This window comes from Nocardioides pyridinolyticus (genome assembly GCF_054653575.1).
This window is the reverse complement of the sequence record NZ_BAAIFY010000025.1, coordinates 1-22596: the sequence shown is the minus strand read 5'-3', so window position 1 is coordinate 22596 and position 22596 is coordinate 1. Positions and strand designations below refer to the sequence as shown.

Genomic DNA, 22596 nt, shown 5'->3' with positions numbered 1-22596 from the left:
CTCAACCCTCCAGGACGACGCGGCGGTCGAGGTAGGCGTAGGTCACGTCCACCGCGAGGTTGACAGTCATGAAGATGAGGCTGGTCACGAGGACGTAGGCCATGATCGTGGCCTGGTCGCCCGACAGGATGGCGTCGGTGACCCATTGGCCGATCCCGGGCCATCGGAAGATGAGCTCGACGACCACGGAGCCCTGGAGCAGGAAGCCGAAACTGAGGCCGATCACGGTCGACGTCGGCACCAGCGCGTTGCGCCGGGCGTGGCGCCGGATCACCTGGCGCTCGGGCAGACCTTTGGCGCGTGCCGCGTCCACGTAGTCCTCCGAGAGCTTCTCGACCATCGAGGACCGCATCATCCGCACGATGATCGCCATCGCGGAGAAGCCCAGGGTCACGGCCGGGAGCACCAGGTGCCAGATCGCGTCGGCGAACGCCCCGGGATCTGCGTTGAGGAGCGCGTCGACCGTGTAGAGGTTCGTGACGTGCGTGATCCGGTCGTAGACCTCCGGGGTCGCGCGACCCAGCGGGAACCATGCCAGCACCACGTAGAACGGGATGAGGAGCAGGAGCCCGAACCAGAACGTCGGAGTGCTGGCACCACTGATCGAGAACAGACGCGCGAGGTGGTCCGGCAAACGGTTGCGGCGCACGCCCGCGATCGTGCCGAGCGCGATGCCGCCGAGGACCGCAAGCAGGCCGGCGCAGACCGCCAGCTCCAGCGTCGCGGCGAGCTTGAGGGGCACGACCTCGGTCACCGGCGCCACCGAGACGCCGGACCAGCCGAGGTCACCTTGGAGCACTCCGCCGAGCCAGTAGAGGTACTGGATGGGGATCGGCTCGTCGAGTCGGTAGCGCTGCTCGAGCGCAGCGACCTGGTCGGGGCTCATGTTCGGCGTCGCATAGATGCCGACGGGCGACCCGGTGAACCGGGTCAGGGTGAACACCACGACGGACACGCCGAGCATGATCAGTGGCAGCATCATCAGTCGCCGGAGGACGTACTGACGGATCTGCATCGAGCCCTCCACGACAGCTGACTGCAAACGTTTGTAGTGCGGCTGTGAGTGTAATCACAGCCGCTCGACAGCGTCAAGGAGCTCGCCGGTCACCCGCTGCGCGCCTCACGGAGCCGGGACGCCCGAAGTCGTGGGACTGACATACCGGAGCCGCCCGGCGAACCTTCGCCGGGCGGCTCAGACAGCGGTCATCGTGCTACGTCAGGCCTCGGCGGCCTTCCGGCGGGCGAGCTGCTCGAGCCGGGCGGCCGCGGCCCGGCGGACCTTGGGGCCCTTGGTGGTCATGGCCCAGAGCACCTTGGCCTGCTCGGGCAGGTTCCTGGCGTTGGTGGTGGCGAGCCAGCCGTTCGGGAGTGAGAGCCGCACGACCCGGTGCCAGGCCGAGTAGACCTGCTGCGGCAGCGGCGCGGAGTGGTAGTTGAGCTCGTACTTCTCGAACAGCGCCTGCACGCGCGGCGCGACCTCGGCGTACCGGTTGCTCGGCAGGTCGGGGAAGAGGTGGTGCTCGATCTGGTGCGAGAGGTTGCCGGTCATGATGTGCATCGGCTTGGAGCCCGAGATGTTGGCCGAGCCGAGCATCTGGCGCAGGTACCACTGGCCGCGCGTCTCGTTGTCCGGGATCGACCTCTTCTCGAAGGTCTCGACGCCCTCGGGGAAGTGGCCGCACATGATCACCGAGTGCGACCAGAGGTTGCGCACCACGTTGGCGGTGAAGTTCGCCGCCAGCGCCGGCAGGAAGCCGCCGAACGGGATGGCCAGCGCCGGGTTGACGACGTAGTCCTTGGTGGCCTGCTTGCGGATCTTCTTCAGCGTCTTCGCCAGGTTCGCCTTGAACTCCGCCGAGCGCTTCTCCTTGGGGATCCGCAGGTTGCGGCCGAGCTCGAGGTCGTACGCCGCGATGCCGTACTCGAAGAAGCAGGCGTTGATGAAGTTCCAGAGCGGCTGGGCGAGGTACATCGGGTGCCAGCGCTGGTCCTCGTCGACGCGCATGATGCCGTAGCCGAGGTCGTTGTCCTTGCCGACGATGTTCGTGTAGGTGTGGTGGACCTCGTTGTGCGCGTGCTTCCAGCCCTCGGCGGTCGACGCGTTGTCCCACTCCCACGTGGTCGAGTGGATCTTCGGGTCACGCATCCAGTCCCACTGGCCGTGCATGACGTTGTGCCCGATCTCCATGTTCTCGAGGATCTTGGCGACCGAGAGCCCCACGGTGCCGAGCACCCACAGCGGCGGCAGCGCCGACCCGAGCAGCACCGCGCGGGAGCCGAGCTCGAGGCGCCGCTGCACGGCGACGACCTTGCGGATGTAGGCCGCGTCGCGCTCGCCGCGGTCGTCGAGGACGTCCTGGCGGATCGCGTCGAGCTCGATGCCGATCTGCTCGATGTCCTCGGGCGTGAGGTGGGCGGTGGGGTTCACGGGCTTCTTCGTGATCGTCGTCATCGGGAGCGCGCTCCTTCGTCGATGTGGCAGGCACCAGCCGCAGCGCTGATGCAGGTCTGGATCGGTACGCCGGCCGGGTCGGTCTCACCCGGGACGGCGACGGTGACCGCCCCGTTGCGCAGGTCGCGGACGGCGCCCTGCTTCATCGGGACGACGCAGCCCATGCAGATGCCCATCCGGCAGCCGCTGGGCATGAGGACGCCGGCCGACTCGGCGGCGTCGAGGATCGGGGTGGCGCCGTCGGCCTCGATCTCACGACCGTCGGCGAAGGTGACCGTGCCGCCGTCGCCGGGCTCGACCAGCACGGCGCGGAACCGCTCGGTGGTGAGGTTCAGGCCGCGCGCCTCGTGGTGGGCCTCGAGCGCGTCGAGCAGGCCGGCCGGGCCGCAGCCGTAGGCGAGGCGCTCGTCGAGGTCCGGCACCAGGTCGATGAGGTCGGAGACGTCGAGGAGGCCGTGCACGTCGTCGTACCGCTCGACCAGCGTGATCCGGCCGGCGTCGCCGTGGGCGCGGAGCTCGTCGCGGAAGATCGCGGTGTCGGCGGACTGGTTGACGTGCACCAGGACGATGTCGACGCCCGGCGCCCGGCGGCGCGAGAAGAGGTTGCGCAGCATGCCGATCACCGGGGTGATGCCCGAGCCGGCGGTGACCAGGAGCAGCTTGTCCGGCAGCGGCTGCGGGAGGACGAACTCGCCCTCGGCCTGCTCGAGCTGGACCATCGTGCCGGCACGGACCCGGTGCACGAGGTGGTTGCTGACCACGCCGCCGGGGATCGCCTTGACCGTGATGCTGATGCAGCGGTCCTGGCGGGGGCCGTGGGTGAGGGAGTAGGTGCGCCAGAGGCGGACGCCGTCGACGTCGACCCCGATCCGGACGTACTGCCCCGGCACATGGCCCGCCCAGTCGCGACCGGGCCTGATGAGGATCGTCGCGGACTCGGCCGTCTCCGGGACCACCGAGACGATCCGGCCCTGGAGGCCGTCGCGGCCGCGGCGCAGCGGGCTGAAGACGTCGAGGACGTCGCCGACGTCGAGCGGGGTGACCGCGGCCTCGGCGACCCGGCGCAGGCTCTGCCGCAGGCTGAACCCCGAGGAGCCGGAGGTCGGGACAGCGAAGCTCATGTGTCCAGTGTGCTGGCCCCAGAGCGTAAGATCATGACCGTCAGACGTGAAGATCTGCGTCACATTTGTTCGCAGGAGACAAGATGGACCGTCGCACGACCGGGTTCGACCTCGAGGTGCCGCCGGACGCACTGGCGGCGATGCACGCCCAGCTGCCCACGCTGGCCGACGACGTGGTGGCCACGATCGTCGACGAGGTGCCGAGCTACCGCGACGCCTTCTCGGGCCCGATGGGCGAGACCATCAGCAACGCGGTAGAGCTCGCCCTCGGCGGCTTCCTGACGCTGGCCAGCCGGGGACGCGCGGTCGACCTCAGGGCGCCCTCCGCGGTCGACGGGTCCTACCAGCTCGGCCGCGGCGAGGCCCGCAGCGGACGCACCACCGACGCCCTGCTGTCGGCCTACCGGATCGGCGCCCGGGTGGCGTGGCGCGAGCTCTCCACCACCGCGGTGCGCCACGGCCTCGGGGCCGAGGTGCTGGCCGACTTCGCCGAGCTGGTGTTCGCCTACATCGACGAGCAGTCCGCCGCCGCGGTCGCCGGGCACACCGACGAGCTCGCCACGACCGGTCGCGTGCGCCAGCGGCTGCTCGAGCGGGTCGCCCACCATCTGCTCGGCAGCTCCCCGGTCGACCAGGTGGTGGCCGCCGCCGAGCGCGCCGGCTGGGAGCCGCCGAAGACCCTGACCGCCGTGATCGTGCCCGAGTCGCAGGTGCGCCCGGTGCTCAACGCGGTCTCCCCCGCCACGCTCGCGGTCGCCGACCCGCCCGACCTCGACGACCGCGTCCTGCTGCTCGTGCCCGACGCGCATGCCCACCGGCGCGCCGTCCTGCTGCGGACCCTCGCCGACCGCGAGGCGCTGGCCGGGCCCGCTCGGCCGTGGCTCGAGGCGCGCTCGTCGTACGACCGGGCGCTGCGGGCGTACGCCGCCGGCCTGCGCGCCGACACCGAGGCCCACCTGGTCGAGCTGGTCCTCGACGCCGACGCCGACGCCCGCGCCGACCTGCGCACCCAGCTCCTGGCTCCGCTCGCCGGCCTGCGCCCGAGCACGGCCGAGAAGCTCGCCGACACGTTGCGCGCGTGGCTGCTGCACCAGGGCCGGCGCGACGACGTCGCCGCGGCGCTGTTCGTGCACCCACAGACCGTGCGCTACCGGATGGGCCAGCTGCGCGAGCTCTACGGCGACCGGCTCGAGGACCCGGACACCGTGCTCGCGCTGACCGTCGCGCTGGGCTGAGCGGGTCAGACCCGCAGGGTGCACCAGACGGTCTTGCCGGACTCCGAGGAGCGGGTGCCCCAGTCGGTCGCCAGCACCTCGATGATGTTGAGGCCGCGACCGTGCTCGTCGTCGTCGTCCGGCCGGCGGCGCCGGGGCCGCAGCACCGCGCGGTCCTGCACCTCGAGCACGACCTCGTTCGCGCTGTGGCGCAGGTGCAGGTCGATCGGCGGCCGGGCGTGGACGAAGGCGTTGGTCACCAGCTCGCTCGTGATCAGCTCGAGCTCGTGGGCCGCCTCCTCCGGCACCCCCCAGCTCGCGAGCTGGCGGCGGACCGCGCGCCGGGCCTCCCGGGGCGCCTCGCCGTCGGTGTCCAGGCGGAGCTGGACGCTGCGGTCCTCCGGTTCCCGCACCTTGAGCAGCACCAGCGCGATGTCGTCGTCCGCCTCGCCGTCGAGGAGGACCTCGGCGAGCGTGGCCGGGAGCCGGTCGATCGGGTCGTCCGCGCGGGCGCGGACCGCCTCGGCGAGGCGGGCGATGCCGGTGTAGAGGTCGGTGCCGCGTCGCTCGACGAGGCCGTCGGTGTAGAGCACGACGACGTCGTCGACCTCGAGCTCGACGACCGAGGACTCCATCCCGAAGTAGCCCGCGCCGAGGGGCGGGCCGGTGGCGTCGATGCGGGCCGCGATCTCGACGAGGTCGTGCCGCGCGAGCAGCGGCGGCAGGTGGCCCGCGTTCGCGTAGGTCAGCGTGTGCTCGGCCGGGTCGTGCACGGCGTACACGCACGTCACGATCTGGTTGGTCCCGATCTCCTGCACGAGCTGGTCGAGGTGCTCGAGCACCTCGACCGGCGTGAGGTCGAGCGCGGCGTAGGCACGGGTGGCCGAGCGCAGCTGACCCATCACCGCGGCGGCCCGGACCCCGCGGCCCATGACGTCGCCGATGACGAACGCCGTACGCCCGGCCCCGAGCTCGATGACGTCGTACCAGTCCCCGCCCACGTGGGTGCCCTCGACGCCGGCCCGGTAGAACGTCGCCACCTCGACCGCGGCCAGGTCGAACTCGCTCGCCGGCAGCAGGCTGGCCTGGAGCTCGTCGGCGATGAGGCGCTCGCGGGCGGCTGCCTCGCGCTCGGCCTCGGCGGCGATCAGGCGCTCCTGGGTGGCCCGCTGGTCGGTGATGTCCTGGAAGGAGCCGCGCAGCACGCTCCGGTCACGGTGGTCGGTGGTGACCTCGCCCCGGACCTGCAGCAGTCGCACCCGGCCGTCCCGCAGCACGACGCGGGCCTCGTAGGCCACCAGCTGGCCCGGGACAGCGGCGACGAGCTCCGCGTTGACGCGGTCGAGGTCGTCGGGGTGGACGAGCGACGCGATGACGCGCGAGGCGCCGAGGCGCTCCATGTCCTCCGGCGACATCTGCAGCATCTCGTGGAACGCCCGCGTGCCGGTGATCCTGTCGGCCGCCAGGTCGACCTCCCAGCTGCCGGTCCCGGCCAGTCGCTGCGCCTGGTCGAGCAGCTCCTCGCTGCGCTCGAGCGCCCGGCGCACCCGCTGCTCGCGGTCGAGCTCGAGGTTCACCCGCACGCGGGCGAGGAGCTCGCGGCTCGAGAACGGCTTGGCCAGGTAGTCGTTGGCACCGGCCTCGAGGCCCTCCAGGGTGCCCTCCTCGCCGGCCCGCGCGGACAGCATGACGACCGGGACCGCGGTGAGTGCCGGGTCGTCCTGCATCCGCCGCAGCAGCTCGAAGCCGTCGACCCGCGGCATCATCACGTCGGTCAGCACCAGGTCGGGCGCGGCCTCGGCCATCTGGGCGAGCGCGTCCAGGCCATCGGCGGCGACCGCGACGTCGTACTCCGGCCGCAGCAGGTCGGCGATGTAGGCCCGCATGTCGGCGTTGTCGTCGACGACCAGCACCCGCGCCCGGGAGCCCTGCCCCGCCGGGTCCGGGAGCTCGGACCGCGGGCGGGCCTCGTCGGGCAGCCAGCTCAGGGTCTGGGCGACCATGCTGCGGGTCAGCCCGTCGGCCGCCACCGCGAGCACGCCGGTCTCGTGCTCGACCTGGTCCGCCGGCAGGTGGTCGTGGCCGAGCGGGAGCCGGACCAGGAAGGTCGAGCCCGCGCCTTCGACGCTGTCGACCTCGACGGAGCCGCCGTGCGCCGTGACCAGCTCGGCCACCAGGGCCAGCCCGATCCCCGACCCCTCATGGGTGCGCGACCGGGAGCCGGCGACGCGATGGAACCGCTCGAAGAGCCGGGGCTGGTCGGCCTCGGGGATGCCGGTCCCGGTGTCGATCACGCGCAGGACGGCCTGCTCGTCCTCGACGCCGAGCCTCACCGAGACGCCGCCCTCGAAGGTGAACTTCAGCGCGTTCGAGATCAGGTTCAGCACGACCTTCGACCACTGGTCGCGATCGACGTAGGCCATCAGCCCGGCCTCGCAGTCGATCTCGAGCCGCAGGCCGGCACGCTCCGCCGCCGACTGGAACATCGCGGCCAGCTCGCTGGTCAGCGAGCAGAGGTCGGTACGCCGGAAGGACGAGCGGGCCTGACCGGACTCCAGGCGCGAGAAGTCGAGCAGCGTGTTGACCAGCTGCAGCATCCGCTGCCCGTTGCGCGCGATCGTCTCCACGCGGACCCGCTGCGGCGCCGGCAGCGCGGTCGTGTCGTCGGCGAGCGCGTCCTCGGCCGGTCCGAGCAGCAGCGTGAGCGGCGTGCGGAGCTCGTGGCTGACGTTGGCGAAGAAGTCGGTCTTGGCCTGGTCGAGGCGGGCCAGCTGCTCGGCCCGGTCGCGCTCGACCTGGATGGCCCGCGCGTCCGAGATCGCGGTCGAGAGGTGGCCGGCGACCAGGTCGACGAAGTCGCGGTAGCTCTCGTCGAAGGGCCGGTAGCGGTTGAGGCCGGCGACGAGGAACCCGTACGGGTGGTCCGCGGCCGCCTGGACCAGCGGCACGACGTACGCCTCCACCGGTGACTCGGGCCAGCGACCGCGCGGCAGGCGGTCGTAGCGGCCCGTCAGCGGCACGACGGCTGCCCGGCCCTCCCACAGGTCGACGAGCGGCCACTCCGGGTCCGGCGACTCCGCGCGGAGCAGCGGGGGCGCGGCCGGGTGGTCTCCCCCGATGCCCGCGGTGCCGGCGCGCCAGGCGGTCTCGCCGTCGTCGGCGAAGAGGTAGACGGCGGCGAACGGCAGGAGGCGCCCGTCGGCGGCGATCTGCCCGCACGCCTCCGCCACCGCCGACTGCTCGTCGCCCGCAGCGCCGATCCGGACGCCGAGGTCGCGCAGCAGCGCCATCCGGCTGGTGGCGACGACCTGCTGGGTCTCCTCGGCGACCACGCACAGCATCCCCGCGACCGAGCCGTCGTCGTCGGCGAGGGGACTGTAGGAGAAGGTGTGGTAGGTCTCCTCGGCGTAGCCGGACCGCTCGAGGAAGAGCAGCAGCGCCTCGTCCCAGGTGGCCTCCCCGGAGGCCATGACGTGCTCGATGCGCGGCCCGATGTCGTCCCAGATCTCCGACCAGACCTCGTCGGCGCGCCGGCCCAGCGCCCAGGGGTACTTCTTGCCGAGGGTGTCGCGGCGGTAGGCGTCGTTGCAGAAGAACGTCAGCTCCGGGCCCCACGCCATCCACATCGAGAACTTCGACGTCAGCAGGATGCGGATGGCGTTCTTGAGGCTGAGCGGCCAGTGCTCGGGGTCGCCGAGCGGGGTCGTCGCCCAGTCCACGGCGAGCAGGTCGGCGCCCACCCGCCCCGTGGCCTCGAAGGTCTCGCGCATGGTGCGCGCCGCACCCTGTGCAGGGTCGCGAGTCATCGCGCGTCCACCCCCGGAAGCCTCCCGTGCCGTCGGTGCATGGGGGCGTCGTACCCCAGACGCGGAGCGTCTGCACTTCGGGACACCCTGTCACACCGCAGCCAGCGGTCGCCGCCCGCTCAGGAAGAGCCCGACACCGCCGTGTAGGTACCGGGGAAGGTGCCCGGCGCCGGGTCCTCGCCCACCAGGCCGTCGACGGACTCGCGGAGCAGGTCGGCGTGGCCGACGTGGCGGCCGTACTCCTCGATCAGGTCGAGGACGATCCGTCGCGCGTTCGGGTGGCGGCCCTCGTCGTCGGTGAGCGGGGGCTCCTGTCCGATCCCGATCTCGGTCATGCCGGGCACCCGAGGAGCAGCGTCGGCGCCGGCTGGTCGCCTCGGACACGAGGCTGCTCGGCCTGGTGAAGCACTTCGCCGACGGGGAGCGCTGGTGGTTCGCGCACCACCTCGGCGGCGACCCGGCGTACGCCGATATCGACTGGACCATGGTGGTGCCGGCATCCGTCTCGGCGGAGTCGGTGGTCGCGGACTACCGGGCCGCGATCGCCGAGGCCGACCGGCACATCGCGGCCGCGGAGTCGGCCGAGACGCTCACCGCGCTGCCGGTCGGTGACACCGGCCCGAAGACGCTGCGGTGGGTGCTCCACCACGAGATCGCCGAGGTCGCCCGCCACCTCGGCCACATGGACATCCTGCGCGAGCAGATCGACGAGGTGACTGGTCGCTGAACGGGTCGTGCCTGAGCACGCGCTATGGAGCGTGCTCAGGCACACGACCCGAACTCCGCTGGACCGTGCCGATGCCCAGCTCCAGCTCGACGGTCTCCTCGCGCGGCGGCAGGCCGAGCAGGGCGAGCGGGACGGTCGTCGCCGTCTCGACCGCCTCGTCGACCGTGCAGCCGCACGGTGCCGGCCGCCATGACGACGTCCTGGTCGCCGAGGCGGGTCGGCCCGTCGGGCAGCCCGAGCGCCGCGGTGGTGTCGGCGACCGACAGGAAGCGGGAGGGCCCCAGCGCCCGCCAGGCCGCCCGCACGAACAGCGGATCGAGGTGGTGGCCGTCGACGATCAGGCCGGCGACCACGTCGGCCCCGCCGAGCACGGCGCCCACCGGGCCCGGCTCGCGGGGCCGGAGCGGCGGCATCGCGTTGCCCAGGTGCGTGACCACCGTGGCGCCGGCGTCGAGCGCCGCCGTCACCTGCGCCGCGGTCGCGTCCGTGTGCCCCACGGACACGACCACGCCCTCGGACACCAAGCGCGCGATCACGTCGAGCGCGCCCGGCAGCTCGGGGGCGATCGTGGCCATGATGACCCCCGCCTCGCGCGACCAGCCGTCGACGAGGTCGGGCGACGGCGGCCGCAGCCAGTGTTCCGGGTGCGCCCCCCGACGGGCCGGGGAGATCATCGGCCCCTCGAAGTGCAGGCCCAGCGGCTCGGCGCCCTCCCAGCCGGCGGGCGGTCCGGCCGCGAGGGTCGCCAGCGCCACCGCGCGGGCCTCGGGATCGGAGGTGATGACGGTGGGGACGAACGCCACGACGCCGTACGCCGGCAGCGCGGACGCCACCTCCCACAGCCGGTCGGGCGACGCGGTGAGGTCGATGCCGGCCGCGCCGTTGACCTGGGCGTCGACGAGGCCCGGGACCCTCATCGGCCCAGCAGCGCGGCGCCCACGGCCGCGACGGGATAGTCGGTCGGCACCACGCGCAGTCGACCGGCCAGGTCGAGCGAGGCGAGGAAGGGCGAGGTCGCGGCCTGCTCGCGCAGCGCGGAGGCCACCGCGACCCGCAGCTGCTCGCCGAGCTGGGCGACGCCGCCGCCGAGCACGACGGTGCGCGGGTCGACGGCCAGTGCGAGCACGCGGATGGCCGCGGCCAGCCCGGCGGCGAACTCGTCCCGCAGGGTCACGGCCTTCTCGTCGCCGTCCTGCGCGGCGGCGAAGAGCGCCTGGGCCGGCGGGACGTGGCCGGCCGAGGGCCAGGCGGTCGCGAGCGCCCGACCGGACGCGATGGTCTCGAGGCAGCCCCGCTGGCCGCACTCGCAGAGGGCGCCGTCGGGTGCGACCGGGAGGTGCCCGACCTCGCCGGCCGCGCCGTGGTCGCCGCGGCGGAGGCGCCCCTCGAGCACGAGGCCGGCGGCCAGGCCGGTGCCGATGCTGACGTAGACGAGGTCGTCCTCGCCGCTCATCCTCACCGCGCCGAGGGTCGCGGCGTTGACGTCGTTCTCGACGACGACCGGCACGCCGAGCCGCTCGCCGAGGCGCTCGCCGAGCGCGAACCAGTCCCCCTCGAGACCCAGGTTGACCGCGTGCTTCACCGTGCCGTCCGCGCGGTCGACCAGGCCCGGGACTCCGACGCCCACGGTGCCGGTCAGTGGCTCGCCGGTCGCGGCCCGCAGCGCCTCGACCACGCGGGCGGCCGTGCGCAGGACGCCGTCGGCGCCGGGCTCGGTCGCCTCGCGCACCTCGGCGAGGATCTCGCCGGCATCGTCGATGACCAGCCCGAGCGTCTTGGTCGCACCGATGTCCAGACCGACGTTCACCGCTCCCACCCTGCCTTCCGCAGCTCGTCCGTCAGGGCCACGGCCCCCGGCCGGGAGTACCCGTTCGTGCAGATCCGCGGCGGTACGTCGTCGTAGGGACCCGGCCACCCTCACTCGACCACGACCGCGGCCCCGGTGGGGACGATGTCGGGACGGCGGTGGGCGTCGCGCACCTGAAGGACCACCGGCCGGTCGCCGGCGACGGGCTCCCCCGGTGCGACGACGCGGTCGGGCGGCAGGCCCCACGGGACCTCGCCGATCGCGATGTTCGCCGCGGTCGCCACGCTGGGCGTCCTCGTCCAGGTCGGCCGGGGTCCGCGCCGATGCAGAGCAGGTCGGCGCCGGCGTTCAGCGACAGCACCGCGGCCTCGGGGATGCCCCGGCCGGCGGAGGCCCCGGCCATGTCGAGCGCGTCGGTCACGATCACGCCGTCGTGGCCCAGGTCCTCGCGCAGCAGCCCGAGCACCGGCGCGCTCAGCGTCGCGGGGAGCTCCGCGTCGAGGGCGGGTACGACGATGTGCGAGGTCATCACCGAGGCGACCCCGGCCCGGACCGATGCCCCGAACGGCACCAGCTCGCGGGCCTCCAGTGTCGCGCGGGGCGCGTCGACGGTTGGGAGCTCGAGGTGGCTGTCCTGCGCCGTGTCGCCGTGCCCGGGGAAGTGCTTCGCGCAGCCGGCGGCGCCCGCGGCCTGGAGCCCCTCCACCCAGGCGGCGATGTGCTCGGCGACCCGGGCGGGGGCGGTGCCGAAGCTGCGCGTCCCGATCACCGGGTTGTCGGGGTTGGTGTTCACGTCGGCGACCGGGCCGAGGTCGAGGTCGATGCCAACCGCGGCCAGCTCGCTGCCGATCGCGTGGCCGGTGGCGCGGGTGAGCTCGAGGTCGTCCGCCGCACCGAGCGCGGCCGGCCCGAGCACCGGGCTGCCGGTCAGCGCGTGCAGCCGGGTGACGTCGCCGCCCTCCTCGTCGACCGCGATGACCGCGAACGGCGCAATTGCGCGGATCGAGCGAGCGAGGTCGGCGACGGCGTGCGGCCCGGCGGCGGTGTTGCTGCCGAACAGGCAGACGCCACCGAGGCCCTGGTCGAACAGCTCGGCCCAGTCGCCGGGCAGCGTCGTACCCGGGAAGGCCGGGAGCAGGACACCGAGCGCGAGGCGTTCGAGACTCATCCGTTGACCGTCCCGGAGGTAGGCCGCCCACCATCCGGCATTGGTCAGTCTCAACGCACGAACCCATCGGTCGTCAAGCGGCCCGCGGGACCATGCCCCCGACTCAACGGGCAGCAAGGCCCAACTCAACGTCGTCAGGGGCGCAGGGCGGGCTCGTCGGGCAGGGCGAGGGTGAGGATCGCGTCCTCGATGAGCGGATCCTGCTCGATGTCGGCCTCGGTCTGCCGCAGGCGGACGGCGAGGTGCGGCTCGGGGTCGTCGCCGGTCAGGTCGACAGCGGCGAAGACGAAGAGCCGCTGCGGTCCGACGTACTCGACGTGGAGGTAGGTCAGCCGGTCGATCGCCGGGTGGTCGAGCAGCTGCCCGATCACGCGCGAGCGGAGGTCGGGGCTGAGCCCCTCCCCCAGCAGGTAGTCCATGTTGCGGCGCATGAGGAACACCGCGACCAGCGCGAGCAGGACGCCGACGGCGATCGAGCCGACCGCGTCCCAGACCCGGTCGCCGGTCAGCTGGTGCAGCGCGATGCCGCCGCCGGCGAGCAGGATGCCGAGCAGCGCGGAGAAGTCCTCGAAGAACACAGCGCGCAGCGTGGAGTTCGACGTGCGCGCCACGAAGCGCAGCGGGTGCAGGCCGCGCTGGCGGGCGGCGCCGTGCACCTGCCGGGTGGCCTGGAGGAACGACGTCCCCTCGAGCACGAACGCGATGCCCAGCACCACGTAGTTCACCAGGTAGCTGGTCTCCTCCGGCCCCTCGGCGGCGAGCTCGGTGAGGCCGTGCCAGATCGACACGACCGCGCCCGCGGAGAACAGCCCGAACGCCGCGACCAGCGACCAGATGTACGTCGCGCGCCCGTACCCCCGCGGGTGGCTCTCGTCGCGCGGACGGGCCCCCTTCCGCTCGGCGACCAGCAGGAAGACCTCGTTGCCGGTGTCGGCCCACGAGTGCGCGGCCTCGGCGACCATGGAGGCCGAGCCGGTGACCGCGGCCGCGACCGACTTCGCGATCGCCAGCAGCCCGTTGGCGGTCAGCGCGACGAGGACGGTGAACACGCACCCTCCGTACCCCCAGGCGTGTGACCCACGCGACGCACGTACGGTCGTCGGCATGCGTCCGCTCCTCGCCGCCGTTGCCCTCGCCGCCGCCCTGACGGCCTGCTCGGGCGACGCCGAGCCGGAGCCGCTGCCCGCCCGCGAGACCGGCGCACCGGTCGGCGCGCCGACGGTGTACGACCAGTACGTCGCGCTCGGCGACTCCTACACGGCCGCGCCGCTGGTGCCCCCCACCGACACCTCGACCCGCTGCCTGCGCTCGGCGGTCAACTACCCGGCGCTGGTCGCCGAGCAGCTGCCCGGCACCGAGCTCACCGACGTGAGCTGCAGCAGCGCCGCCACCCGCCACACGCTCCGCCCGCAGGCCGGGGACGGCGGCTCCGTGCCGCCGCAGTTCGACGCGCTCCGGCCCGGCACCGACCTGGTCACGGTGGGCCTGGGCGGCAACGACGAGCGGCTGTTCGGCGGCACGCTCGGCAACTGCGTGGCGGTCGCGTCGCAGGACCCGACCGGCTCGCCGTGCACCGACGCGGCCCGTGGCGGTCGCGACATCGACCGGATCCTCGCGCGGATCACCGACAACCTCGTCCAGGTCGTCGCGGGCATCGAGGAGCGCTCCCCGGACGCCCGGATCCTGCTCATCGGCTACCCGCAGCTCATCCCCGCATCGGGCACCTGCGACGACCTGCCGCTCGCCGAGGGCGACTACGCCTTCGCGCGGACGATCAACCATGGTCTGGCCCGGGCCGTCGAGCGGGCCGCCGAGGAGGCGGGAGTCGAGTTCGTGGACCTCTGGGAGCCGAGCGCCGGCCACGACATCTGCGCCGACGAGCCGTGGATCAACGGGCGGGTCACCTCCGCCACCACCGCGCTGGCCTACCACCCGCTCGCGGTCGAGCAGCAGGCCGTCGCGGACCTCGTGCTGGAGGAGCTCGCGGACTGACAGGACGCCGTGCTGGTCGTCGACGTCCGCGCGGCGATCGCCGAGCTCGGCTGAGCTTCTCCGCCGAAACCCGCCCGACACGCCGGTGTGCCTCGGCGTGTCGCGCGGGTTTCACCGGGTACCCGGTGAAACCCGCCGCCTGAGCCCCGGCGTGTCGAGCTCAGCTGATCGTGTCGTGCACGGGTACGCCGGCGACGACCGTCAGCGCGGACGCCATCCCGCGCAGCGCGCCGCCCACCTCCGCCGTGCCCCCCGGGAGCCCGAGCGGGTCGCGGTCGAGCAGCACCAGGTCGCCCCGCGAGCCCGGCCGCACCATCGGCTGACCGTCGACCGACGCGGCCAGCGCCTCGCGGACGGTGAGCGCCTGCTCGGCGTGCCACGGCTCGCGCTCGTCGGCGCTGCGGTGCACGGCGGCGGCGATCGCCAGCCACGGGTCGAGCGGCGAGACCGGGGCGTCCGAGCCGAGCACCAGGTCGACGCCGTCCTCGAGCATCCAGCGGAACGCGAAGCACCGCTCGGACCGCTCGCCCCACACGCGCTCGGTCAGGTCGCGGTCGTCGAGCAGGTGCGCGGGCTGGACGCTCGCCCGGATGCCGAGCCGGGCCATCCGGCGCAGGTCCTCGCGCCGGGCCATCTGCACGTGCTCGATGGACCCGCGCGCGCCGGTCTCGGCGAACGCCGAGAGGGCGTCCTCGACGGCCGCGTCGCCGATCGCGTGGCAGGCGACCTCGAGGCCGCCCGCGTGCGCGCGACGGTAGAGCTCGCGGAGCTCCTCGCCCGACTGGTTCGGCTGGCCGGCGGGGTACTCCAGCCGGTGCGCGTCGCCGTAGGGCTCGCAGCACCACGCGGTCCGGGTGTTGAGCGACCCGTCGCTGATGATCTTGAGCGGCCCCATCGTCGCGAGCGGACCGCAGCCGGGCAGCATGTCCCCTGTGCGCAGGCCGACGGCGAGGACGTCGTCGAGCGTGTCGGCGTACGTCGCCCAGCGGATGCGCAGGACGTCGCAGCCCTCGGACCAGCGGCCGGCCCAGCCCTCCATGCTCGCGCCGAACTCGAAGTCGACCATGCCGACGATGCCCTGCGCGGCCGCGGTGTCGAGCATCCGGCGGTAGGCCTCCGGCGAGGTGCCGTCGGCGCCGACCACCGAGACCAGGCGGGGGTACGCCGCGAACCACTCCTTCTCCCGCACGACCGAGTCGCGGACCGGCATCGCGAGGTGCAGGAGCGCGGTGGTGTTGAGCCAGGCGTGGTGGCCGTCGCCGCTGATCAGCACGACCGGGGTGTCGCCGGAGACGGCGTCGAGCTCGCTGACGGTGGCCTCGCGGTCCCAAGTGCCGGTGCGGTGACCCCAGCCGACGACGGGGAGCTCGGGGTACTCGCGGATCCGCTCCGCGACCAGCCGCACGATCTCCTCGGGCGACCGGGTGGCGCCGAGGTCGAGGCGCTGCGAGGCGAGGGTCCACTGGGTGAGGTGCGTGTGCTGGTCCCAGAGGCCCGGGACCAGCCACCGGCCGCCGGCCTCGACGACGTGGGCTGCGTCCGGGCGCTCGGCGCCGGGGGCGACGGCGGTGACGACGCCGTCGGTCACGGCGACGTCGACGAGGTGGTCGGGTGCGGACTCGCCGGGCTGCAGCGGCACCAGGCGGGCGTTGCGGATCAGCAGGCTCGACACGACGCGAACGGTAACCGGTCCGGCCCACTGGTCTGGACCCGGTTTCGGTGGGTACCCCTCGGGGAAGATCGGCGCGGGAGGGGGAGGGACCCACCGCAGAGGACTGATTGATGGCTGACTCGTTCTACGACCGGTTCTCCCCCGAGGAGATCGCCCGGATCAGCGCGTCCGGCACCCGGGTGCGCGTGCCCGAGGGGTGGTCGCCGATCTGGGAGCAGACGCCCGCCGACAAGGCGTACCTGATCCTCGACGGCACCGTCTCCGTGCGGCAGCACGGCCGCGAGATCGCCCAGCTCGGGGCGGGCGACATCGTCGGAGAGGCCGCGATCGTCAACCACTCGCTGCGCACCGCCTCGATCGTCGCCCTCACGCCGCTGGAGATGATCCACTTCACCGACGACGCGGTCCGCCGCCTGTGCGACGAGATGCCGACCTTCTCGTCGGCGCTCGAGGCGGTCGCGCTCGAGCGGTTCGGCTCCGAGTAGGCACGGAGTAGGCCGGATGGACCTGGAGGCGCAGCTGCTCGGGCAGCGGCCGCACCTCACCCGCGTCGCGGTGGCCGAGCGCGCCGGCGTGCCCATCGAGGTCGCCGAGCAGCTCTGGCGGATGCTGGGCTTCCCGCGTGCGGCGGACGACGACCGGGCGTTCACCGAGGCCGACGTGGTCGCGCTGCGGCAGGCGCGCGAGCTGATCGAGCTCGGCGTCATCGGACCCGACTCTCAGGCGGCGCTGGTGCGCACGTGGGGGCGCAGCTTCGCCCGCCTCGCCGAGTGGCAGGCCGAACTGCTCGCCGAGGTCGATCCCGACGACGCGATGGCCGACACGCTGCTCGCCCGGGTCGAGCAGCTCCAGTCCTACGCCTGGCGCCGGCACCTGGCGAGCGCCGCCGCCCGGACCCTCGACGAGGCCGACGGCGCGGCCAGCCCGCTGGCGGTCGCCTTCGTCGACATCGTCGGCTACACCTCACGCAGCAAGCGGCTCGACCAGGCCGAGCTGGTCGCCTGGCTGGAGGGCTTCGAGGACGCCGCGACCGAGGTCGTCGTCGAGCACGGGGGGCGCATCATCAAGACCATCGGCGACGAGGTCATGTTCGTGGCCGACCGCCCCGAGGAGGCCGCCGAGGCCGTCCTGCTCCTGGCCGAGCGGGAGGAGCCCTTCCCCCAGGTCCGCGCCGGGCTCGCGTACGGCGACGTGGTGAGCCGCCTCGGCGACGTGTTCGGACCGACGGTGAACGTCGCCGCCCGGCTGACCTCGGTCGCGCGGCCGGGCACCGTGCTCGTGGACCGGGGCGCGTGCGAGGCGCTGGCCGAGATCCCGGCGTACCGCCTCAAGCCGGTGCCGCGGGCCTCGGTGAAGGGCTACGCGCGGCTCCAGCCGCACGTGCTGCGGCGAGCCGAACCGCCCGCGAGATAGCAGCCGGAAAGTAAAGGGCTCGGCCGTTGCCGACGGGGGACGCGACAACGACCGAGCGCTGCGAATCTACGTGCCCGGCACCCGGGACACAACTCACACGCCGATCGTGACCGAGGCGACGAGAGTCACACGGCTCAGCGCAGGGTGACCTGACGGTTGGCGAGGCCCGATCGGGCGGACCGCTGCTCCGCGGTGAGGTCGGAGGAGTCGGCGAGCGCCTCGGCCAGGTCGGCGGCGAAGCGGGCCGCGGGCTCCTCGAGCACCTCGGCGCCGGTGCCGACCGGCAGGTCCCACACCGGGGCGAGCAGGCCGTGGGCGCGGAACATGCCGACGAACCGCGAGTCGGCGACCAGCACGTCCTGGCCGGCGGCGTGCAGCCGGGCGAGCGCGTCGAGCAGCGGGCCCTCGGGCTCGGGCATGACCCACCGCAGGTGCTCCTTGGAGCCGACGTTGGTCCAGTACGCCGCCTCGACCGACGTCAGCCGGGCGGTCGGCGAGGCCGCGCCGTTGGCCTGCTCGAGCGCCGCGGTCATCGCGGCGCGGTCGCCGCCCTCGACGTCCGCGATCCAGAACTCGAAGCCGTCGTGGACGGTCACGTCCAGGGTGTCGTTCGCGACCAGGTCCTGGAGGCGCGGGCCCTCGCCCGGCGGGTCGGTGAGGCCGACGATGCCGGGCTCGGCGTCCAGTGCCCTGGTGAGCACCGCGCCCAGGTCGCGGGAGACGTCGCCGAAGTTGTGCTGGACCTGCATGCCGAGCCAGATCGCGCCGCTGTCGCGCACCATGCCGGGCGCGGCCATCGGCAGCAGCGAGCAGAGCACGACCTCGCGGTCCGGGTGGTCCTTCAGGGTCAGCGGCGCGGTCGCCGCCGGCACCAGCTCGCGCAGGGCGACCACGTCGCACTCGCCGGGCATGCCCTCGAACGGGCGGCTCACGAACGGCGCGGGTGCCCCGCCGGCCGCCCCGTGGCAGGCCTTGTAGCGCTTGCCCGAGCCGCACGGGCAGGGCTGACGCGGGTTGACGTCACCGTCGGTCTGCGCCGGACGGGCCTTGGTGCGGGACTTCTTCGCCATGCCCGAGAACCTATAGCCCGCGCTGCTCCATCTGCTCCATCAGGTAGGCCGGGCGGTCGGTGATGACCGCCTTCACGCCGAGCTCCAGGCACAGGTCGAGGTGGGCCGGGGTGTTCACCGTCCACACGTGCAGGTCGCGCCCGGACGCCGTGATCCGGGGGCCGAGCCCCGGGTGCTCGGCCAGCGCCTCGATGCCGGGTCCGACCAGCCAGTCCTCGCCGATCATCCGGCGCAGCACCGGCCAGTGGCGCGCCTTGTCGATCAGCTGCACCTTCCGGACCGCCGGCGCGAGGCGGTCGACCCGCTGGAGCGCGGTCCAGCTGAAGCTCATCACCCGCGCCGGCGACCCCGGCTGGTCCCAGCCGAAGTGGCGCAGCATCTCCACGAGCCGGCGCTCGACCAGGCCGCCGTAGCGGGTCGGGTGCTTGGTCTCGATCGCGACCTCGACGCGGCGGTCGTAGTCGGCCACGGTCTCGAAGAGCGTCCGCAGCGTCAGCACCCGGTCCAGGCGCTCGTCACGAGCCGGCGCCTCGTCGTCGAGGTCGGCCCACGGGTTCTTCCACGCCGCGAAGTCGAGCTGGTCGAGGTCGGCCAGCTCCATGGTGGAGACCACGCCCTTGTTGGCGGCGGTACGCCGCAGGTCGCGGTCGTGCACGCAGACCAGGTGCCCGTCGGCGGTCAGCCGCACGTCGCACTCCAGCCCGTCCGCGCCGGCGTCGAGCGCGGCGACGTACGCCCCGAGGGTGTGCTCGGCGTTGTCGTGGCTGGCGCCGCGGTGCGCGACGACCTGCGGTCTCATCGCGCTCGATGCTCCACGAGGCCCACGAGGTTGCCCTCGGTGTCGCGGACGAAGGCCTGCCACTCGTCGGTCCCGGCGGGGCCGAGGGTGTCGTCGTCGTGGCCGAAGATCACGTGCGGCTCGGACTCCACCGTGACCCCGGTGTCGCGGAGCCGGGCGACCGCGGCGTCGATGCCGTCGTCGGCGCGGAGGTAGATCGTGGCCGGCGCGCTGCCGGTCGACAGCATCAGCCGGACCCCGCCGAGGTCGAAGAAGACCAGGCCGGGCGGGTCGAAGCTCGCGGTCGGCCCGGAACCGAGGAGCGTGGCGTAGAAGGCGGTCGCGCGCTCGAGGTCGTCGGCGTGCTGGGCGATCTGGACGAGGTCCACCCTTCGATGATGACAGCCCGCGTCAGCGGGACCGGAGGAACTTGCCGAAGTGCGGGACCGTGAACGCCACGCTCCCCCGCTCGGCGGCGTAGACGAGGCCCTTCTTGATCAGCCCGTCGCGGGCTGGCGAGAGCGACTGCGGCTTGCGCTCGAGGTGGCGGGCGATGTCCGAGGTCGCGACCGCCGCGTCGCCGTGCTCGGCGCCGAGGTCGGCCATCGCGGACATGTAGTCGCGCTCGGCCGGCGTCGCGCGGTCGTAGCGGGCGCCGAAGAACCCGACCGCGAGCTCGGCCTCCGCCTCGGGCGCGGCCTCGTGGACGTCGGCGGCCGTGATCGGACTGGTGACCGCGGCGTCCCAGGTGACCTTGCCGTAGGCCTGCACGAAGTAGGGGTAGCCGTCGGTGAGGCGGTAGAGCTCGTCGAGCGCCTCCTGCTCGAACTCCGCCCCCTCCGTGCCGGCGGGCACGGTCCACGCCCGGTCCGCCATCTCCCGCGGGAGGCGGTCCACGGAGACGTAGCGGAACAGGCGCTCGGCGTAGGACTTGGACGCGGCGAGCGCGACCGGCAGGTGCGGCAGGCCGGCGCCGACGACGACGAGCGGCGCCCCCTGCTGGCTGATCTCGTGGCAGGCGCCGCAGAGCGCGGCCAGCTCGGGCAGCGGGATGTCCTGCATCTCGTCGACGAACAGCGCGATGCCGACGCCGAGGTCCTGCGCGAGGGTGGCCACGTCGGTGAACAGCTCGACGAGGTCGAGCTCGAGGTCGCCGGAGTCCGCACGGCCCTTGCTAGCCGGCACGTCGACCGGCGGCGTCCACCTCATGCCCTTGCGGTCGTCGAGGGCGGTCCTCATCGCGAAGCTCTTCAGCACGCCCGCGACCTGATCGACCCGGTCGGGGTCGCGGTGCCGGTGGCTGACCTCCCGCACGGCGGCGTGCACGGTCTGCGCCACCGGGATGCGGATGCTCTGGTCGGGACGGGCCTCGATCTTGCCGGTCCCCCACGCCCGTCGGACGGCCTGGCCGCGGAGGGCGTTGAGGAGCACGGTCTTGCCGACGCCGCGCAGGCCGGAGAGGACCATGCTGCGCTCGGGCCGGCCCGCCGCGACCCGCTCGAGGGTCACCTCGAACTGCTCCAGCTCTCGGTCGCGGCCGGCCAGCTCGGGCGGCCGCTGGCCTGCCCCCGGGGCGTACGGGTTCCGGATCGGGTCCACGCTCGCACGGTATCCGGCTCTCTAGCGGATTCTGTAGACAACGCGCCGCCGCCGCTTGTAACGCGGGGTTATGACATCTATGAACCCCTTAGAACGGGGTGCCCAGATCTCCTAACCCCGCGTTACAGCTGGCGGGGTCAGGCGGCGGAGTCAGGCGGACTCGACGGCCTCGAGGCGGGTGCACGCGGCGTCGTAGGCGCGGACCAGGCCGGCGCGGAGCATCTCGATCAGGTCCGGGACCTCGTCGATGGTCAGGCGGAACGACCCGGCGCAGATGTTGTCGCGCCACAGCGACAGCACCACGACCCCGGCCTCCTCGTGCCAGGAGGCCCGCAGCGCACGGTCGCCCCCGCGGGCGTCGAGGAAGATCGACCCCTCAGTCGGGAACGGCCGGACCGCGGTCACGTCCTCATTCTGCGCCCGCGAGGCGACGCCTGTCACTGGTTCCGGGTCCCCCGCCGGGGTAGCCACGGACGATCCTGCGGTCAGGAGGGCCGCCGAACGTACGGATCGTCCGTGGGTATGCCTCCGCACCCACCTACACTCGGCGACGTGCCCGAGCTCCCCGAGGTGGAAGCGCTGGCCCTCGATCTCAAGGGCCGGCTCGACGGGCACGCGATCGCGAAGATCCATGTGGCGCAGTTCAGCGCGCTGAAGACCTTCGACCCGCCGCTCTCCGCTCTGGAGGGGACGCTGGTCGACGACGTGACCCGGCACGGCAAGTTCCTCGACATCGAGGCGTCCGGCACCCACCTGGTGCTGCACCTCGCCCGGGCGGGCTGGGTGCGGTGGCGCGACGAGGTGCCGGCGATCCCGCCGAAGGCGAGCACCAAGTCGACGCTCGCGCTGCGGGTGGCGCTCGACGACCAGTCGGGACTCGACATCACCGAGGCCGGCACGCGCAAGAGCCTGGCGGCGTACGTCGTCCGCGACCCGCAGGACGTGCCGGGCATCGCCAGCCTGGGGCCGGACCCGCTCACCGACGACTTCACCGTCGACACCCTCAAGGCGATCCTCGCGCAGGAGGGCGGCAAGCAGCTCAAGGGCGTGCTCCGCCACCAGGGGACGATCGCCGGCATCGGCAACGCCTACTCCGACGAGATCCTGCACGCGGCGAAGATGTCACCGTTCAAGCCCGCGGGGCACCTCGGCGACGACGAGATCCAGGTGCTGTACGACGCCGTGCGGACCACGCTCGGTGACGCGGTCGAGCGCTCGCGCGGCCTCGCGGCCAGCGAGCTCAAGGGCGAGAAGAAGTCGAACCTCGCGGTGCACGGACGGACCGGCGAGACGTGCCCCGTGTGCGGCGACGTGGTGCGCGAGGTGTCCTTCGCCGACTCCAGCCTCCAGTACTGCGCCACCTGCCAGACCGGCGGCAAGCCGCTGGCCGACCGCAGGACGAGCAAGTTCTTGAAGTGAGCCGGGCGAGTAGCCTCGGCCACGTGACCCAGATCCCCACCGTGACCGTCGACGGCGTGCCGGACCCGCTCCCGGAGGGCCTCACGGTCCTCGACGTGCGCGAGCCGGTCGAGTGGCAGTACGCCCACATCGAGGGGGCCGTCCACATCCCGCTGGCCACGCTGCCGGCGCGGGTCGCCGAGCTGCCCGCGGACCAGCAGGTGCTGGTGGTCTGCAAGGTCGGCGGCCGCTCTGCGCAGGCGGTGATGTGGCTCCAGCAGCACGGCCACGAGGCGGTCAACCTCGAGGGCGGCATGCTCGACTGGGCGGCGGCCGGCCGTCCCATGGTGAGCGAGACCGGCCAGCCGCCCCAGGTCGT

21 protein-coding genes and 1 pseudogene are annotated in these 22596 nt (G+C 73.3%); 7 read left to right on the top strand and 15 right to left on the bottom strand.

The genetic code is table 11. The features are described from left to right. Position 1: 1 nt before the first annotated feature. The 3 genes from ACYQ0U_RS18280 to ACYQ0U_RS18270 all read right to left on the bottom strand — a co-directional run bounded on the left by ACYQ0U_RS18280 (position 2) and on the right by ACYQ0U_RS18270 (position 3573). A complete protein-coding gene (locus tag ACYQ0U_RS18280) occupies positions 2–1015 on the bottom strand; it encodes an ABC transporter permease (protein WP_459975315.1) in 1014 nt (337 codons plus the stop codon). Between the two features lie 201 nt (positions 1016–1216). Continuing rightward, positions 1217–2452 carry a fatty acid desaturase family protein gene (locus tag ACYQ0U_RS18275; protein WP_459975314.1) on the bottom strand — a complete coding sequence of 412 codons (1236 nt, stop codon included), beginning with the start codon at positions 2450–2452 and terminating at the stop codon, positions 1217–1219. Beyond that, positions 2449–3573 (bottom strand): ferredoxin reductase, encoded by a 1125-nt coding sequence (locus ACYQ0U_RS18270; protein WP_459975313.1) that lies wholly within the window; start codon positions 3571–3573, stop codon positions 2449–2451. The genes ACYQ0U_RS18275 and ACYQ0U_RS18270 overlap by 4 nt, the downstream gene beginning before the upstream one ends. Before the next feature lie 83 nt (positions 3574–3656). Between ACYQ0U_RS18270 and ACYQ0U_RS18265 the strand changes: the two genes are divergently transcribed. Then, positions 3657–4808: a PucR family transcriptional regulator gene (locus ACYQ0U_RS18265; RefSeq protein ID WP_459975312.1), complete on the top strand. Its 1152-nt coding sequence runs from the start codon at positions 3657–3659 to the stop codon at positions 4806–4808. Between the two features lie 5 nt (positions 4809–4813). Here the strand turns inward: ACYQ0U_RS18265 and ACYQ0U_RS18260 are convergent, their stop codons facing one another. Both ACYQ0U_RS18260 and ACYQ0U_RS18255 read right to left on the bottom strand, forming a co-directional pair. Further along, entirely contained in the window at positions 4814–8593 is a 3780-nt protein-coding gene (locus tag ACYQ0U_RS18260; protein WP_459975311.1) for a SpoIIE family protein phosphatase, read from the bottom strand. A 119-nt stretch (positions 8594–8712) separates the two neighbouring features. Next, positions 8713–8928, bottom strand: coding sequence for a mycothiol transferase (locus ACYQ0U_RS18255; RefSeq protein ID WP_459975310.1), 216 nt, complete (start codon positions 8926–8928; stop codon positions 8713–8715). Between the two features lie 20 nt (positions 8929–8948). Here ACYQ0U_RS18255 and ACYQ0U_RS18250 point away from each other — a divergent pair. Then, positions 8949–9320: pseudogene (locus ACYQ0U_RS18250) on the top strand (mycothiol transferase); the annotation flags it as partial. A 35-nt stretch (positions 9321–9355) separates the two neighbouring features. Here the strand turns inward: ACYQ0U_RS18250 and ACYQ0U_RS18245 are convergent. The 4 genes from ACYQ0U_RS18245 to ACYQ0U_RS18230 all read right to left on the bottom strand — a co-directional run bounded on the left by ACYQ0U_RS18245 (position 9356) and on the right by ACYQ0U_RS18230 (position 13344). Further along, complete coding sequence (locus tag ACYQ0U_RS18245; RefSeq protein WP_459975309.1) at positions 9356–10237, bottom strand: N-acetylglucosamine-6-phosphate deacetylase; 882 nt, start codon at positions 10235–10237, stop codon at positions 9356–9358. Beyond that, complete coding sequence (locus ACYQ0U_RS18240; RefSeq protein ID WP_459975308.1) at positions 10234–11127, bottom strand: ROK family protein; 894 nt, start codon at positions 11125–11127, stop codon at positions 10234–10236. The genes ACYQ0U_RS18245 and ACYQ0U_RS18240 overlap by 4 nt, the downstream gene beginning before the upstream one ends. Before the next feature lie 31 nt (positions 11128–11158). Then, on the bottom strand, positions 11159–12295 hold the full coding sequence (locus tag ACYQ0U_RS18235; protein WP_459975307.1) for a glycoside hydrolase family 3 protein: 1137 nt from the start codon (positions 12293–12295) through the stop codon (positions 11159–11161). A gap of 134 nt (positions 12296–12429) precedes the next feature. Next, positions 12430–13344, bottom strand: a complete 915-nt coding sequence (locus ACYQ0U_RS18230; protein ID WP_459975306.1) for a cation diffusion facilitator family transporter — start codon at positions 13342–13344, stop codon at positions 12430–12432. Positions 13345–13399: 55 nt separating this feature from the next. Here ACYQ0U_RS18230 and ACYQ0U_RS18225 point away from each other — a divergent pair, with 55 nt between their 5' ends. Continuing rightward, positions 13400–14287, top strand: a complete 888-nt coding sequence (locus ACYQ0U_RS18225; protein WP_459975305.1) for an SGNH/GDSL hydrolase family protein — start codon at positions 13400–13402, stop codon at positions 14285–14287. 160 nt (positions 14288–14447) lie between these two features. Here the strand turns inward: ACYQ0U_RS18225 and ACYQ0U_RS18220 are convergent, their stop codons facing one another. Continuing rightward, positions 14448–15959 (bottom strand): amidohydrolase, encoded by a 1512-nt coding sequence (locus ACYQ0U_RS18220; protein ID WP_459975304.1) that lies wholly within the window; start codon positions 15957–15959, stop codon positions 14448–14450. Positions 15960–16069: 110 nt separating this feature from the next. Between ACYQ0U_RS18220 and ACYQ0U_RS18215 the strand changes: the two genes are divergently transcribed. Both ACYQ0U_RS18215 and ACYQ0U_RS18210 read left to right on the top strand, forming a co-directional pair. Continuing rightward, positions 16070–16444 (top strand): Crp/Fnr family transcriptional regulator, encoded by a 375-nt coding sequence (locus tag ACYQ0U_RS18215; protein WP_459975303.1) that lies wholly within the window; start codon positions 16070–16072, stop codon positions 16442–16444. Between the two features lie 16 nt (positions 16445–16460). After that, on the top strand, positions 16461–17372 hold the full coding sequence (locus ACYQ0U_RS18210) for an adenylate/guanylate cyclase domain-containing protein (RefSeq protein ID WP_459975302.1): 912 nt from the start codon (positions 16461–16463) through the stop codon (positions 17370–17372). A 134-nt stretch (positions 17373–17506) separates the two neighbouring features. Here the strand turns inward: ACYQ0U_RS18210 and ACYQ0U_RS18205 are convergent, their stop codons facing one another. The 5 genes from ACYQ0U_RS18205 to ACYQ0U_RS18185 all read right to left on the bottom strand — a co-directional run bounded on the left by ACYQ0U_RS18205 (position 17507) and on the right by ACYQ0U_RS18185 (position 21224). Continuing rightward, a complete protein-coding gene (locus ACYQ0U_RS18205) occupies positions 17507–18442 on the bottom strand; it encodes a DUF5926 family protein (protein WP_459975301.1) in 936 nt (311 codons plus the stop codon). A gap of 10 nt (positions 18443–18452) precedes the next feature. After that, the gene (locus ACYQ0U_RS18200; RefSeq protein ID WP_459975300.1) at positions 18453–19241 is read right to left on the bottom strand and encodes a glycerophosphodiester phosphodiesterase; all 789 of its coding nucleotides are present in this window, start codon (positions 19239–19241) and stop codon (positions 18453–18455) included. Beyond that, on the bottom strand, positions 19238–19609 hold the full coding sequence (locus tag ACYQ0U_RS18195) for a VOC family protein (protein ID WP_459975299.1): 372 nt from the start codon (positions 19607–19609) through the stop codon (positions 19238–19240). The genes ACYQ0U_RS18200 and ACYQ0U_RS18195 overlap by 4 nt, the downstream gene beginning before the upstream one ends. Positions 19610–19631: 22 nt before the next feature. Further along, positions 19632–20819, bottom strand: coding sequence for an AAA family ATPase (locus ACYQ0U_RS18190; protein WP_459975298.1), 1188 nt, complete (start codon positions 20817–20819; stop codon positions 19632–19634). Positions 20820–20969: 150 nt separating this feature from the next. After that, positions 20970–21224, bottom strand: coding sequence for a hypothetical protein (locus ACYQ0U_RS18185; protein ID WP_459975297.1), 255 nt, complete (start codon positions 21222–21224; stop codon positions 20970–20972). Positions 21225–21371: 147 nt separating this feature from the next. On the opposite strand from ACYQ0U_RS18185, the gene ACYQ0U_RS18180 reads away from it, so the two are divergent. Together ACYQ0U_RS18180 and ACYQ0U_RS18175 are read left to right on the top strand one after the other, a co-directional pair. Then, positions 21372–22238: an Fpg/Nei family DNA glycosylase gene (locus ACYQ0U_RS18180; RefSeq protein ID WP_459975296.1), complete on the top strand. Its 867-nt coding sequence runs from the start codon at positions 21372–21374 to the stop codon at positions 22236–22238. A gap of 23 nt (positions 22239–22261) precedes the next feature. After that, positions 22262–22596, top strand: a 335-nt coding sequence (locus ACYQ0U_RS18175; RefSeq protein ID WP_459975295.1) for a rhodanese-like domain-containing protein, incomplete at its 3' end; no start/stop codon positions are given.

Excerpts from the sequence above, each read along its gene's own strand:
- ACYQ0U_RS18245 (WP_459975309.1), bottom strand. The coding sequence starts at position 10,237 with ATGAGGGTCCCGGGCCTCGTCGACGCCCAGGTCAACGGCGCGGCCGGC.
- ACYQ0U_RS18275 (WP_459975314.1), bottom strand. The coding sequence starts at position 2,452 with ATGACGACGATCACGAAGAAGCCCGTGAACCCCACCGCCCACCTCACG.
- ACYQ0U_RS18210 (WP_459975302.1), top strand. The coding sequence starts at position 16,461 with ATGGACCTGGAGGCGCAGCTGCTCGGGCAGCGGCCGCACCTCACCCGC.
- ACYQ0U_RS18265 (WP_459975312.1), top strand. The coding sequence starts at position 3,657 with ATGGACCGTCGCACGACCGGGTTCGACCTCGAGGTGCCGCCGGACGCA.
- ACYQ0U_RS18205 (WP_459975301.1), bottom strand. The coding sequence starts at position 18,442 with ATGGCGAAGAAGTCCCGCACCAAGGCCCGTCCGGCGCAGACCGACGGT.
- ACYQ0U_RS18235 (WP_459975307.1), bottom strand. The coding sequence starts at position 12,295 with ATGAGTCTCGAACGCCTCGCGCTCGGTGTCCTGCTCCCGGCCTTCCCG.
- ACYQ0U_RS18200 (WP_459975300.1), bottom strand. The coding sequence starts at position 19,241 with ATGAGACCGCAGGTCGTCGCGCACCGCGGCGCCAGCCACGACAACGCC.
- ACYQ0U_RS18225 (WP_459975305.1), top strand. The coding sequence starts at position 13,400 with ATGCGTCCGCTCCTCGCCGCCGTTGCCCTCGCCGCCGCCCTGACGGCC.
- ACYQ0U_RS18215 (WP_459975303.1), top strand. The coding sequence starts at position 16,070 with ATGGCTGACTCGTTCTACGACCGGTTCTCCCCCGAGGAGATCGCCCGG.
- ACYQ0U_RS18260 (WP_459975311.1), bottom strand. The coding sequence starts at position 8,593 with ATGACTCGCGACCCTGCACAGGGTGCGGCGCGCACCATGCGCGAGACC.
- ACYQ0U_RS18255 (WP_459975310.1), bottom strand. The coding sequence starts at position 8,928 with ATGACCGAGATCGGGATCGGACAGGAGCCCCCGCTCACCGACGACGAG.
- ACYQ0U_RS18280 (WP_459975315.1), bottom strand. The coding sequence starts at position 1,015 with ATGCAGATCCGTCAGTACGTCCTCCGGCGACTGATGATGCTGCCACTG.
- ACYQ0U_RS18270 (WP_459975313.1), bottom strand. The coding sequence starts at position 3,573 with ATGAGCTTCGCTGTCCCGACCTCCGGCTCCTCGGGGTTCAGCCTGCGG.